This window comes from Marinococcus halophilus (genome assembly GCF_900166605.1).
Classification (GTDB): Bacteria; Bacillota; Bacilli; order Bacillales; family Marinococcaceae; genus Marinococcus; species Marinococcus halophilus.
In genome coordinates, this window is record NZ_FVZD01000006.1 from 1,455,075 (window position 1) to 1,468,198 (window position 13,124).

11 protein-coding genes and 1 pseudogene are annotated in these 13,124 nt (G+C 53.5%); 3 read left to right on the plus strand and 9 right to left on the minus strand.

Features of this window, described 5'->3' with window-relative positions; all coding sequences use genetic code 11:
* Positions 1 to 36 precede the first annotated feature (36 nt).
* The 8 genes and pseudogenes from B5066_RS13400 to B5066_RS13435 all read right to left on the minus strand — a co-directional run bounded on the left by B5066_RS13400 (position 37) and on the right by B5066_RS13435 (position 7,726).
* Entirely contained in the window at positions 37 to 864 is an 828-nt protein-coding gene (locus B5066_RS13400) for a metal-binding protein ZinT (protein WP_079476404.1), read from the minus strand.
* Between the two features lie 77 nt (positions 865 to 941).
* On the minus strand, positions 942 to 2,114 hold the full coding sequence (locus tag B5066_RS13405) for an NAD(P)/FAD-dependent oxidoreductase (RefSeq protein ID WP_179124113.1): 1,173 nt from the start codon (positions 2,112 to 2,114) through the stop codon (positions 942 to 944).
* Positions 2,107 to 3,334, minus strand: a pseudogene (locus tag B5066_RS13410) (GTP-binding protein). Before B5066_RS13410 ends, B5066_RS13405 begins: the two are co-directional and overlap by 8 nt.
* A gap of 197 nt (positions 3,335 to 3,531) precedes the next feature.
* A complete protein-coding gene (locus tag B5066_RS13415) occupies positions 3,532 to 4,437 on the minus strand; it encodes a universal stress protein (protein ID WP_079476406.1) in 906 nt (301 codons plus the stop codon).
* Positions 4,437 to 4,673 (minus strand): hypothetical protein, encoded by a 237-nt coding sequence (locus B5066_RS13420; RefSeq protein ID WP_079476407.1) that lies wholly within the window; start codon positions 4,671 to 4,673, stop codon positions 4,437 to 4,439. Before B5066_RS13420 ends, B5066_RS13415 begins: the two co-directional genes overlap by 1 nt.
* Positions 4,674 to 4,752: 79 nt before the next feature.
* Complete coding sequence (locus B5066_RS13425; RefSeq protein WP_079476408.1) at positions 4,753 to 5,076, minus strand: hypothetical protein; 324 nt, start codon at positions 5,074 to 5,076, stop codon at positions 4,753 to 4,755.
* Between the two features lie 527 nt (positions 5,077 to 5,603).
* Entirely contained in the window at positions 5,604 to 6,521 is a 918-nt protein-coding gene (locus tag B5066_RS13430) for a DMT family transporter (RefSeq protein WP_079476409.1), read from the minus strand.
* A gap of 458 nt (positions 6,522 to 6,979) precedes the next feature.
* Entirely contained in the window at positions 6,980 to 7,726 is a 747-nt protein-coding gene (locus B5066_RS13435; protein WP_079476410.1) for a YqjF family protein, read from the minus strand.
* Between the two features lie 350 nt (positions 7,727 to 8,076).
* Between B5066_RS13435 and B5066_RS13440 the strand changes: the two genes are divergently transcribed.
* A complete protein-coding gene (locus tag B5066_RS13440) occupies positions 8,077 to 9,357 on the plus strand; it encodes a hypothetical protein (RefSeq protein WP_079476411.1) in 1,281 nt (426 codons plus the stop codon).
* A gap of 20 nt (positions 9,358 to 9,377) precedes the next feature.
* Here B5066_RS13440 and B5066_RS13445 read toward each other — a convergent pair whose 3' ends face one another.
* Positions 9,378 to 10,337 (minus strand): tyrosine-type recombinase/integrase, encoded by a 960-nt coding sequence (locus tag B5066_RS13445; protein WP_179124114.1) that lies wholly within the window; start codon positions 10,335 to 10,337, stop codon positions 9,378 to 9,380.
* Between the two features lie 109 nt (positions 10,338 to 10,446).
* Here B5066_RS13445 and hflX point away from each other — a divergent pair, with 109 nt between their 5' ends.
* Together hflX and B5066_RS13455 are read left to right on the plus strand one after the other, a co-directional pair.
* Complete coding sequence (gene hflX / locus B5066_RS13450; RefSeq protein WP_079476413.1) at positions 10,447 to 11,736, plus strand: GTPase HflX; 1,290 nt, start codon at positions 10,447 to 10,449, stop codon at positions 11,734 to 11,736.
* On the plus strand, positions 11,733 to 12,965 hold the full coding sequence (locus B5066_RS13455; protein WP_079476414.1) for a methionine gamma-lyase family protein: 1,233 nt from the start codon (positions 11,733 to 11,735) through the stop codon (positions 12,963 to 12,965). Before hflX ends, B5066_RS13455 begins: the two co-directional genes overlap by 4 nt.
* Positions 12,966 to 13,124: the final 159 nt, after the last annotated feature.

Sequence of the window (13,124 nt, forward strand, 5' to 3'; positions counted from 1 at the left end):
ATCCTTTCTGTAAACAGCTTGCTGATTGAGAGATAATTAGTGGGCGATCATTTCATGAGTAATTTCTTCGCCATTCATATCTGACGGGTAGTAGGTCGGCCAGTTTTCGACTTCTTCCAGCAACTCACCGTTATCGTCCCCCCAATAAAGGTGGTAATGCCCGGCGTCGGTCGGAGCAATGCTGTGATCGCTGAACTGGATGTATTCAGGCATTCCTTCGTCGCCTTCTTCTAATTCGAAGACAAATCGAACGCCGCGGTTGCCGGCTTCGTATTCCAGAATCTCATGGCCGCCGGAAGCGTATCGCCCGGTCATTTCTTCTCCGTCCTTCATGAAGGAAACGGTGCCATCCTCTTCAATAGTAATTTCATCCACGTCGGTCTGGTAGCCTTCCTCGTAATATTCTTTGTATTCTTCCTGCGTCATTTCACCATCTTCTTCCGCTTTGTGGGCGAATACTTCATCGAGCGTGCCGTCTTCCAAATAAGGATAAACAGACTGCCATTCGCCGGCCCAGTCGGAAAGAGGGCGGTCTTCTACTTCATCATTGTAGAAAAAGCCGTTGTAAATGCGCTGGGATTCGGCGTCCTGGGAGTGGCTGTGGTCATGACTGTGATCATGGCTTTCTTCGTCATGGCTATGGTCATGGCTTTCTTCTTCATTGCCATTGCTGCTTTCGTTCTGATCGTTACTTTCTTCCTGCTCATTGCTTTGGTTTTCTTCTCCGGAGCTTTCCTGGCTCTGTTCCTGTGATTCTGAAGAGTCACCGCTCCCCGAGCTTTCCTCCGTGGAATTGCCGCAGCCGGTGATAAGCATCGCGCTGACGGTCAGGGCACTTAACCCTTTTACTGGAAATTTCTTCATCATTACCACTCCTTGTAGTTAATCGTATTCATTACGATTTAATAAATAAAAATATAATAGCTTACTAGATGCATGTACTACGTGCAGGCATGCTGGGCTTCCTGTTGAATGCATGCAGCCGCGGTGCGGGCTCCGGCAATATTTCGGGCGGTGGGCCCGATCGCTAAATCGGCCAGCGGTCCGCTGACATACAATCCCCTGGCCCAAACAGGGGAATACGGGGCAAGTGCCGGGTAGCCGCAGGGGGCAAGCGGCAGCTGGCACGAGTTGATTAGCCGGAAGAGAAGAGGATTCTGGGCTGGGTGGTACTGGTCGCCGGTGGCACAAAGAATGGCCCGGGCCTCCCATGTCGCAGCGCTTCCGTGCAGAAGCCAGTGAGACTGGCGAGAAGTGACCCGGCGGATAGGATCCTGCCTGACTTCAAGGCGACCAAGGCCCTGCTGTCGCTGCACCTGGCGGTAAAGATTTTTCGTAATCGATCCGGACCGGCGGGCGCGGGTGATGGCGTGCCGGCGTTCGGAAAATGTCGAAGTGTTTCTGCAAACCTGTCGATATTTGCCGCCCATCCACTCAGGAGCAGCATCATATTCCCACACGCGAAGCGGGTGGCGGAGGGCGAGGGTAACTTGGCCCGGAAAGCGGCGGCTGAGATCCAGAGCCTTCTGAACACCGCTCATGCCGCCGCCAATGACAGTGGCTGGCGGACGAACAGGTTCCGGTTCCTGCTTTTGATGAATATGACAGGCGCCACCCTGATCTGCAGCTGGGAGCCATGAAGGAAGAGAGCAATGCTCCTTAGTGCCCGTAGCGAGGACGACACGCTTCGTAAACAACGTTCCCCGCTCCGTGTCCACCATCCAATAAGCACCGCAGCGGTCGATGTTAAAAGCGTGAGCCTGTTCGAAACAGGACGTAAGGTCCATTTCTTCGATTACCTTAGCGCAATGATGGCGGAACAGGGAGACCGAGGGTTTCTTGCTGGAACCGGAAAAATGACTTGAATAGTAATGATTACGTTTTGCGAAGCTGAATAAATCCCGCACACGAGGGTGAAGGTGATGGACGCCAGGGGAACGCAAGTATTTCATGCCTACCCGTTCGGTCATCGTATTCCAGGCTGACAACGGCCCGGGGCCCGAATCAATCAGAAGCAGTCGTTTGTCCCGTGTTAACGAAGGATCGGCGTATGCCAGGTGGGCGGCCGTCGTGCATCCGTGGATGCCGGCACCGATAATGATCCAGTCAAGCATGCGGATGTTCATCTCCGGAATTTACATGATGATGCGGCGAAACGAGCCAGGGGAAAGGGTCGTGAAAGTCGCTTTCGCCCGACTGCTGTTCCTCCTCGGTCAACAGGCACGCCGTCAGTTCCCGGATCACCTGCTGCTGGTCCAGATGCTGGCCGATAATCACCAGCTCGGTGCACTTGTCGCCGGTTACCGGGTCCCAGCTGGCCTTCAATTCCGGCTGCTCCTCGAGCGTACGCTGCTGTTGACCGTCAGGGAGGGAGGCGACCCAGTACGACACCGGCTCAAGCTGAATCGACATGCCAGCCTGGGAAAGTAACAGCGCCGTATCATTTCGGGTGATGCACCAGATGATGCCCTTCGCCCGGATTACCTGCCTGGGGAAGGCCTCGAGGTACTCAAGAAGTCGCTCAGAATGAAATGGTATCCGGCTTCGAAAAACGAACGAAGAGATATGATATTCCTCCGTTTCCGGCTCATGTTCCTGCTCGAGCTCCTGCAGCCAGCCGGGCGCCTGCAGAGCTTCGTCAAACGAAAATTTCCCGGTGCCGAGCACGCTGGAAGGGGTCACACGGCCAAAAGCCGTTTCAATGATTTCGGCGTTTGGCTGAAGAGCTCTCAGCATGCTTGTTAAACGATGCACCTGCTCCGGCTCCAAAAGGTCCGTTTTGTTTACTACCAATACATCACAAAACTCAATCTGCTCAATCAAGAGATCGGCAATTTCCCGCTCGTCGTCATCTGCCGCGCCCTGGCTGCGCTCCAAGAGCGTTTCGCCTGATGTGTAATCCGACCAGAAGCGTGCGGCGTCTACCATGGTGACCATAGTGTCCAGGCGGCAGCTTCCGCTGAGGTCGATCCCTGACTCCTCATCCTCGTATGTAAACGTCTGGGCGACCGGGATGGGCTCGCTGATGCCGGTGGATTCGATTAAAATGTAATCCACGCCGCCCTGCCCAGCGATCCGCTGAACTTCCTGAAGCAGGTCGTCCCGCAGCGTGCAGCAGATGCAGCCGTTGGACATTTCCACCAGATTTTCCTCCGTGCGAGAAAGCATACTGCCCCGCTCAATCAGGCCGGCATCGATATTGATTTCACTCATATCGTTGACAATGACGGCTACTTTCCACTCCGTCTGCTCGTGCAGCAGATGGTTCAGCAGGGTCGTTTTTCCGGAACCTAAATATCCGCTCAGCTACCGTTACCGGTATCGGTGAAGACATGCTGGACTCCTCCTCATACATAAACATAAATCGTAATTGTTACGATTTGTATACTTTAATTACTTTATAAAATATTTTTATGTCTGTCAACGCCTGTCTGTAATTTTTAAATGAAGCTTATTTCCATGACAAACAAAAATCCCCTCGGAAAGGGGATCGGCTTAAAAAAATTAAAGTAGGAACCTAGGGAGGGGGGCTCACGGTCCTGGACGGTGATTATTCCGCACGATGAGCACGTCACAGGAGGCCCGGCGGACGGTATTTTCAGAAACGCTGCCGAGCAAAAACCGCTCGGTCCGACCCATGCCGGAGGCCCCGGCAACAATCAGATCCGCCTGATATTTGCTGGCTGCTACTTCGGGGATCATCGATTTCGGCGTCCCGTATTCCACCGAGTAGTGCACAGAGGTAAGATCATAGTTTTCCAGTTTGTTTAATGCGCGGTATTCCTGGAGTAATTCGCCGGCTCGCTCCTGGTACACGCTGATGATGTCTTCTGTATAGGGTTCAAGCGATGATAATGACTGGGTGTTCAGCACATAAACGACCTGCGTGCGGCTCTGGAGCCTGGCTGCCATGCTCATTCCGGCATGAAAGGCACTTTTTGAGGCGTCCGAGCCGTCGACGGCAATTAACAGCGAGCGGTACACGGCTGTGGTGTTACTGTTTTTAACAATCCAGACGTCGCAGGAAGCGCGGCGGACAATTCCGGCAGAGACACTCCCGAAGCGCTTTTTCCCGGAGGTGCCGGCCCCGGAGCTGCCGGCAATAATCAGATCGGGCTGAAACGATGCTGCAATGTCTCCGGCAATAACGGTTTTGGGGAGACCTTCTTTAATGAAAATGCGGACATGGTGAATGCCGGCGTTTTCGGCTGTTTCTTTCCCATGGGTAATGATCGCGCTTCCCTGCTTGTTCAGGGCGTGAAGCATTAAATCCGGGTACTGTTTCCTGAGTTCTTTGATGCTGTGGTAATCAACAATATGGCAAAGGGCGAGCGTGCTGCCGTGGGCAAGAGCCGTCTCAATGCCTTTAGACAGGGCGGCTTTTGATTCTTGTGAACCATCGAGGGCGACGAGTATCCGGCGGTAGGGAAGAGGCATTAGGATTCATTCCTTTCTTTTTCCCCGCTGCACAATTTACGGAACGTAGTATAGAGAACATAAACAAAGGAAGTGAGAGAGGCAGCCTGGATCCACCGAAGCTTTGCATGCAGGCGCCGTGCGTACAAAATGCCTGTCCAGAGACCGATGGTAAATAAGCAGATTTTCAGCACACCAAAATCAACCACAGAATACGAGCGGGCGGCTTTGTGTATATGCCTAATTAACTGTTTCATCATGCACCTCCATTTATAGAATACAGGCTTCATGACAGGAACAATACAGCAGGGCGGTACAAAAGAGCTTAGGAAGGGACTACATGAGAGGGAAGTGTTCCGAGGCGACATAGTACGTAATCAATCTCTCTTTTTCCCCATAGGCAGCAGGCGCAGCGAGGGGGACAGATTCAATGGCTACCACGTTCATCACCCGCTGCCGGAAACGGATTTCATCTCCTAATTCAAAGCTGACCTCGGTATAATGCTCCAGAAAAAGCTCCTCCTGAAGCTCCATGGCGCTGCCGATAAACCACAGCTTGTTCGGCTCCTCCGTATTTGCAGCAAGGTACACGAAACGGACGAGAGAGTATTGTCCTGCCTGAAAAGGTTCAACCGGGCGGGTACGTGCCGAGACGTCCATATAACGTGCTCCTTTCAGTAATTATTCAAAATTGCCGGCAAGCGGAAATAGCAAAATAAATGAATTATGGATACATTAATAAAGTAAAAAATACCAGGGTCTTAGTACCTCTATAATTACCAGTATACAAGCAAAATAGGTAATTGCATCATCACAAAGTCCTTCAGTATTTACTCACGACTAAATACATACAAAAATAATAATGACTGCAAGGCGAAGCTTTCGTGCAGACATTTAATTTCCCCGTAAATGCCTGGCGTGAAAGGCAAAAGCAGCAGCGAAAGAGGAAATGGTTTACCAAGAAAGGCTGCGGCCCATATAAAAACGATGACATATTTTATGAATACAGCAGCCAATGAACAGTAAAAAAGCCTGCTGCGGACGATGTCACAGAGGCTGTATGCAAGTATATAAACATTTATTTACAGCAAAGGAGCAAGCAGCCGGCGAAAAGCATTGTACCCAGTATTCACGTAGAAACGTAATGCTTGGGGGGTTCTTTATGCATTTATTTGCTGCTTTTGTAATCAGTCCTTGCCCTGGCCTCTATACCAGGATGAAACCAATTTTGCGGGAACACCTAGAGTCATCACGGCAATGCCAGCCATTATCAATAAAAAGCCGAGAAAGAAATGGATCGTCAACGCTTCACCAAGCAGCAGCCAGTCAAGAACAGCTCCGGCCAGTGGCTGAAAAAAGTAAAACAATGAACCAACACCGGCTTCCATCAGCTGCATGCCTTTGTTCCAGAGAAAGAAACCGCCTGCGGTCGAAACGATGCCCAGGTATAACACGCCGGAGAAAACCATTATATTTGGGACGGCCAGACCGGTGGCCTGAAGCTCCCATCCTGCAAAAGGAATCGTTAGAAGCATTCCGAAAAAGATGCCGTAGGCAGTAATTTCAACAGAGGAAAATTTAGCCGACGCCCGTTTTACATAAACCGACAGAAGAGCCCAGGAAATAGCTGCCATCACCAGAATCAGGCTCCCGAGCAAATACGCTCCCATGCCGGCATTCCATTCAATGACGATGACCACGCCAGCGCTTGCTAAAAGCAGGGCGACCAGCTTTTGGACAGTGATGGCTTCTTTCAAAATGATTCTGGCGAACAGCACGAGAAAGACCGGCGTCGTCGCTGTCAGAAGCGATGCTGTGTGCGCGTCTGCCAGATCGACTCCGATAAACTGAAACGAAATGGTCACCAGGTACCCGATAAAGCCGATCCAGCCAAGCAGCAGCCAGTCGCTTCTTGTTTTGGCTGGGCGGGGTATGCGGCTCCACCGCAGAATGGCAAACAGCACTGTACAGCCAATGAGATAGCGAATCACCATTAGGCTGAACGGAGGAATATAGTCCAATACGTATTTACTCGCAACAAACATACCGCCCCAAATGCCTGCAGCTAGGGATAAACATAGTGCACCAAGCAGTGTTTGATTCATCTTGTTTCATTTCTCCTTTGAGAATTAATATAGCTGTAGAATAGAGTGAAACCATCACGGAAAGGAGTATAAACAGTTATTCACGGTCGATGACCATACTTTTTCTGAAGATTGAAGCCAAACTAAAAGGGCCATCCCTCTCCTTTGGGAGGAATGACCCGAAAACAGCTTTTGTTCTCTTTTCTTGGCCATAAAGCTATATGATTTGTTGGAATGAATACTTATAGTGGACTGGCGTCCTGGGTAGCTTTACTAAAAGTTGCGGAGCATTTACGGGCGTTATTTGTTTGGACGCCGATTAGATTCCTTATACCCAAAATAGCAGCCTCATACACTCGAATCGGCTCTCACATAAAACAACGGGTAATCTATATCAAAGCCCGAAAAGCCCCGCGCAATGAAGCTTCATGATTTTACCGGAGCGCTTTTTAATGAAGCCTGAGCGCTTGTTTCCGTTATTATCGTTGAAACAAAATCCGTTTCCCGGACCAGAACAAGGCCCGTTTTTCTGGGGCGAAGTGGCACTTCATACGGGACAGAGCCAATTCATCGGCTGCCAATGGAGGAAGTGAGACCGTCTGCACATCTGCCTGGGCATCCTGTACTTCCCAGGGTGTATGGTGAATGCCTATTTCGACCAAACCGTTTTTTACAGACGACCAGGCATAATACCGTTCAAGCAGCCAGTGATCCAGCGTCCCTTCCAGCGGGCAGTAAGCGTCAGACGATGCCCGGTAGGTGCCTTCGAAATAAAAAGCTTCTTTCCTGCGGCGTCTGCTGGTGCAGTGGAAGGCTTCAGTTTCTTTATGCATACGCATAGAAGCATAATAGTACGGAAGCGATGCCAGACGCGCTCCCAGAACATTTAACAGCTTGTCGGCATCTAAGCTGAAAAAGAAAATGCCGGGGGTGCTGCCTCGCCGGACATACGTACGCACATTCAGCTCCAAATACTTATGCAGGTAAGGAAAAGAGGGAAGGCTTCTTATGTGCATATCGGTGACCCGAAATGGCAGGATCGTTATCCAGGCCTCACCGTCAAATGTATCCAGTTCAAGTCCTGGGGGAAGATACTGCTCAACTTTCCCTGCGCGCACCGGACAATGCAGAAACAGCATGTCACTCCACCGCTGGCTCATCACCCACGGCCCGCGTGGGAGGCTTGTGCGCCGGTGGGCCGTAGTATTTAAAATGTCCTCATACATCAAACCCCTCCTTGTTAATGCGGGCACGTGAAATATATGTAGTATGTGCTATTCACGATCCATCTGGATTGAAAACATACAGGGTTTCAAAGACCGCCCGCCGGTTTATTTCCCTTATGTCAGTGCAGGGGCGCCGTGACAGACGTTTAAAGCCAGGAAAGTCCGGGAACGTATAAGTTAGACCCATGCGAATGAAGCATTATTAAAAAAAGTGTTTACGAAAACGAACGATATAACTCTGGCAGTAATTAGAGGAGAAATGCCTGCTAATAAGCCGGGAAAGGGAACGCGCCCTTTTTCGGCTTATTTTTTATGATATATATCATTTATTGAACCAAGGAGGTAAGAACATGTCTCCACCGAACGATCAGGAGAATAATATAAAGAAGCCGGAAGACGAGTCTTCGGAGAGCGCTGCTGAACATGCCGCAGAGCCGTCGCTCATTGTCGGCCTTGTTCCGGCGCCGGGAGCCGCGTCTGAAACGATTGATGTGCTGTACCCGGAGCTTGCCGAACTGTTTTCGCAAGAGGTAGATGATGAGTACGCCTGGGACATTAAGGTGGTAGTGGACTCATTAACGGGCTCTGCCGAGGAAGCGGCCGCTATTCTCGAAGAGGCCCAAACGCTTAAGGACCGGCGTGGCTGGGATTATGTGATTTGCCTGACGGATCTGCCGCTGTTCCGGGACGAGGATTTTCTCGTTGCCGAGGCCAACGTGGAGCGCGGGATTGCCCAGCTGTCGATCCCGACGCTCGGTGCGCTTCCAATCATGCGCCGGGTACGCGAATCGCTGCTTCAATTAACGAGCGAAATGCATCACGGCAGCTCCGACGAAGCCCGGGACCGCCAGGAAGAAAAACAGTCTTCCATGGGCAGTTCAAGAGGGAAATATGTACGAAATACCGGGGCCCGGCAGCTGCTCGGGGACAGTTTGATTGAACGGATCGCCCCGGTGTACCGCATTCGCCCGGATGAAAGCAATGACACGTCTGATACACGGTACGTAGCCCGTCCGAACATTAACGGGTATTCCCGGGTGGTCACGGGAATGGCGCGGGCGAACAACCCGGTAAAGGTGTTTACGGCCTTTAAGAGTGTAATCGCCATCGCCTTTGCCACCGGTGCCTATGCGCTAATATTTCCTACTCTCTGGCAGCTCGGGGCAGCCTACGGGCCGGGACGCTCCATCACCTTAATGGTCGTAGCCTTAACTTCATTAACCGTCTGGATGCTTCTCGCTCACGGGCTCCTTGAAAGACCTTCGACAAACCGGTCCAGAAGCATCAGGCGGTTGTATAATTCAGCAACGGTGCTGACGATCGGGTTCGGGGTGATATGCTACTACTGTATCCTGTTTCTGCTGTTTTTCCTGGCCGTATTTTTGTTTATTCCAACGTCGATGCTGCAGTCCAACTTAGGCGTAGGGCAAAATGTCGAATTTCCGTACTACCTGTCGCTGGCCTGGCTGGCAGCGTCGCTTGCAACCTGTATCGGGGCGCTTGGGGCCGGGCTGGAAAACGAGGAGACGGTGCTTACCGGTACCTACGGCCACCGGCAGCTGGAACGGAAAAAACAGGTGCAGCGGGAACGGGAAGAAGAAAGAAAGCAGGAACAAAACCGGGAACGTTAAATGGAGAAGAAGCTGCCAGCTCAGCCGGCAGCTTCTTCGTTCACGTAGCGGATGTATTTGGTGAGCGTGAGCATCGACTGCAGGCCGAGCCGGTCCATCAGTGCTTCCGGCGACACGCCGCTTTCGAGCTCTCGCACGATGTAGCTGTTGCGGAAATGGGTGGCGGAAATCGCCCGTTCAATCCCGGCGCGCTTGCGCTCCTCGCGGATCATTTTCTGGATCGCCACCTCGGTTAAATTTTTCGGCTGGTCGTTTTCATAGCTCCAGCGGTACGTCTGGCGCTGAAAGTCAAATGCGACAAACAGCGGTTCGCCGTCAAAGGATGGGCGCACGGCCTGCGGGATCACGTCGAGGTAATAGTACAGCTGCTTCTGCAGCTCCTTCGTCAGCTGGAGCGTCCGCGGGTTGCCCTCGGTAATGTCAAGCTCGCCGCGGGTCAAGTGCAGGTGTTCGATCCGGATGGAGGCGAGCTCGTGCATGCGGAGCCCGTAGTCGTAAAACAGCTTTAAAATCACAATGTTTCGCGGAGCGAGCATCGGGCGCACGGCCTGCTGCTTGTCGGACAGCCCGGAGTCGGACTCGAGCGTATCCATGAGCTGCTTCATTTCCTTCGGGGTGATCAGCTCCTCTTCCTGTAGCACGTTCCAGACGCTGTCGTCGACCGGCAGCTCCGCCATCGGGTTGGAGGCAATCCGCTGCGTGTCGCGCAGAAAGCGGAAGTAGCGGACGAGCACGGTCTGGATGCGTTTGAGCGTCCGCAGCTGGTAGTGGCGCTCCTCGACGAGAATATGAAAATAGGTGGCAATATCTCCAGGGGTGACAGCCGCTTCTTCACCGTCGAGCACCACATCGATGAACCGGTGAAAGTCGGCCAGGTCGTATTCGTAGCGCTTCAGCGTACTCAGTTTGCGCCCCCGGGACTGCAGGAAGAAAAGAAAGGCCTGCATGCCGTCCGGAAGCAGCTCGGGTTGCAAATTCATCATCATCCCTCCTGCTTCGTATGTCGTTTAAGCATCGCGGCTTGTTTGTTTGGCACTTAACCCATATTATAGTATGTAGAGGACAGGAAAAACAGGAGGATCTAAACTATTGCAGGATTTTGAGAACCAACAGGTAGATAAAGAACGGGTTGTACTAATTGCGGTACACAAAGATGATACCGATGAAGCGACGTTTGAAGCGTCTCTCACCGAGCTTGAACAGCTGGTGGAGACGGCGGGCGGCACGGTTACGGCTGTGCTGACGCAGAGCAGGCGTTCGCTTGATTCGAAAACGTATGTCGGGAAAGGCAAGCTCGAGGAAGCGGTGGCGACCGCCGAAGAGCAGGGAGCGGATCTTTTGATCTTTAACGATGAGCTCTCGCCCGGCCAGATTTCCACAATTACGAACCAGACCGGTTTGTACATCATTGACCGCACCCAGCTGATACTTGATATTTTCGCCGGCCGTGCGGCATCAAATGAAGGGAAAATGCAGGTGGAGCTTGCGCAGCTGAACTACATGCTGCCGCGCCTCCGCGGGCAGGGCGAATCGCTGTCCCGGCTCGGCGGCGGAATCGGCACACGCGGCCCCGGGGAAACGAAGCTTGAAACCGACCGGCGCCATATCCAGAAGCGGATGGACGATATCCGCAGAAAGCTCAAGCAGGTCAAAAACCGGCGCGACCAATACCGCGAACGGCGCAAGGAAAAGAACGTGCTGCAGTTTGCACTCGTCGGCTACACGAACGCCGGCAAATCCACGATTTTAAACGCGCTCACCGAAGCGGACACGCTCGAGGAAAACGCGCTGTTTGCGACACTCGATCCGCTCACGCGCCGGGTGGAGCTGCCGTCAGGCCTCGAGGTGCTTGTGACCGACACGGTCGGGTTCATTCAGGACCTGCCGACCGCGCTGATTGCGGCGTTTCAGGCGACGCTTGAAGAAGTGAAGGAAGCAAACGTGCTGATCCATGTGATGGACGGCTCGCACCCGCGGGCGGCCGAGCAGGCGGCTACAGTACGCGGACTGTTAAAGGAGCTTGAAGCAAGCCATATTCCGGCGCTCACGGTCGTAAACAAGCGCGACGCCGTTGAAGACGAGCTGGTCGTAGCGGCGGACAAGCCCTCGATTTCTATCTCGGCCCGGAAGAACGAAGACGTGGAGCGTTTGCGGGAATCGATGGAAAGCTTGCTGCTTGAGCAGCTTCAGCCGTACCAGGTGGAAATTCCGCTCGCCGACGGGCACGTAATGCAGCGGTTCAAGCATGAAACGGTCGTGCGCGAGGAAACGCTCGATGAAGAAAACGAAAGCTGGATCCTTTCCGGTTATGTGCAGAGCGACCAGGCCATCCACCGGGAAATCAAGCAGTATGCTAAAGGAGATGCCGGGGCCCGATGACACGTGAGATGATGGAACAAAAGCAGCTGCAGCAGGCCGAGCGCCGGATTGCGCCGCAGCTTGAAGCAATTGCGGAACGGGAGCTTGTGAACCAGCAGCGGGTGCTCGACATTTTCCGGAAGCACAACGTGTCGGCGTTTCATTTCCAGCACTCTACCGGCTACGGCTACGACGACACCGGGCGCGAGGTGCTCGACCGGGTGTATGCCGATGTGTTCGGTACCGGGGCGGCCATCGTGCGCCAGCAGTTTATTTCCGGGACGCACGCGATCAGCACGGCGCTGTTTGCGGCGCTGCGTCCCGGCGGACGGCTTTTGTATGCCACCGGCACGCCGTACGACACGCTGAAGACGGTCATCGGCCTCAACGGCAGCGAAGCAGGGACGATGAACGAATGGGGCATCGGCTGCGACGTGGTGCCGCTCGCCGGCGGCTGCGTGGACATGGGTGCCGTGCACGAGGCGGTCACGCCGGAGACGCAGGTGATTGCGTTTCAGCGCTCGCGCGGGTACGATGACCGTCCCTCGATCGGCCTGGAGGAAATGAAGGAGTACATGGCGGAGCTGAAACAGGCGTACCCGGAGATCGTGCTGTTTGTGGACAACTGCTACGGGGAGTTCGTGGAGACCTCTGAGCCGGGCCACATCGGCGCGGATTTGATGGCGGGCTCGCTCATTAAAAACCCGGGCGGCGGCATTACCCGCACCGGGGGCTATATTGCCGGGCGGAGCGACCTGGTTGAAAAGGCGGGGGCAAGCTTTGCCGCGCCCGGCATCGGCCTCGAAGGCGGAGCGACGCTCGGCATGCTCCAGGAGATGTTTCAGGGACTGTTTCTCGCGCCGCATGTCGTCGCGGAAGCCCACAAGGGAGCAGTACTGACCGCGGCGCTGATGGAGGACGCCGGCCTGCAGGCATCGCCGGCCTCCGGGGAGGAGCGGACCGATTTGATCCAGTCCGTGCAGTTTGGCGACCGGGACAAAATGATCCGGTTCTGCCAGGCGGTGCAGCAGTATTCCCCGGTCGACTCCGGCGTCACGCCGCAGCCGAGCGCGATGCCCGGCTACAGCGATGAGGTGATCATGGCCGCCGGCGCGTTCATCCAGGGCTCAAGCATCGAGCTTTCCGCCGACGGGCCGATCCGCCCGCCGTATACGGCCTTCGTGCAGGGCGGATTAACGTATGCGCACGTGAAAATTGCCGTTAGCGAAGCGTTAAAAACGATCCAATAAGCGACAGACGGGCAGGTCCTCCGAAAGAGGGCCTGCTTTTTCTGTACATTTACCTGGAAATAAGTGAAAATAGAAAAGAAACAATAAGTTCTGAAAATTTTGATGTAAAAATAGCTTACATGAACTTGACGGAAAAGCTTACATCATGTAGGATATACT

What these genes read in the sequence shown, in the direction of transcription:
- B5066_RS13400 (WP_079476404.1), bottom strand. Translation starts at nt 864, where the DNA reads ATGAAGAAATTTCCAGTAAAAGGGTTAAGTGCCCTGACCGTCAGCGCG.
- B5066_RS13405 (WP_179124113.1), bottom strand. Translation starts at nt 2,114, where the DNA reads ATGCTTGACTGGATCATTATCGGTGCCGGCATCCACGGATGCACGACG.
- B5066_RS13415 (WP_079476406.1), bottom strand. Translation starts at nt 4,437, where the DNA reads ATGCCTCTTCCCTACCGCCGGATACTCGTCGCCCTCGATGGTTCACAA.
- B5066_RS13420 (WP_079476407.1), bottom strand. Translation starts at nt 4,673, where the DNA reads ATGAAACAGTTAATTAGGCATATACACAAAGCCGCCCGCTCGTATTCT.
- B5066_RS13425 (WP_079476408.1), bottom strand. Translation starts at nt 5,076, where the DNA reads ATGGACGTCTCGGCACGTACCCGCCCGGTTGAACCTTTTCAGGCAGGA.
- B5066_RS13430 (WP_079476409.1), bottom strand. Translation starts at nt 6,521, where the DNA reads ATGAATCAAACACTGCTTGGTGCACTATGTTTATCCCTAGCTGCAGGC.
- B5066_RS13435 (WP_079476410.1), bottom strand. Translation starts at nt 7,726, where the DNA reads ATGTATGAGGACATTTTAAATACTACGGCCCACCGGCGCACAAGCCTC.
- B5066_RS13440 (WP_079476411.1), top strand. Translation starts at nt 8,077, where the DNA reads ATGTCTCCACCGAACGATCAGGAGAATAATATAAAGAAGCCGGAAGAC.
- B5066_RS13445 (WP_179124114.1), bottom strand. Translation starts at nt 10,337, where the DNA reads ATGAATTTGCAACCCGAGCTGCTTCCGGACGGCATGCAGGCCTTTCTT.
- B5066_RS13455 (WP_079476414.1), top strand. Translation starts at nt 11,733, where the DNA reads ATGACACGTGAGATGATGGAACAAAAGCAGCTGCAGCAGGCCGAGCGC.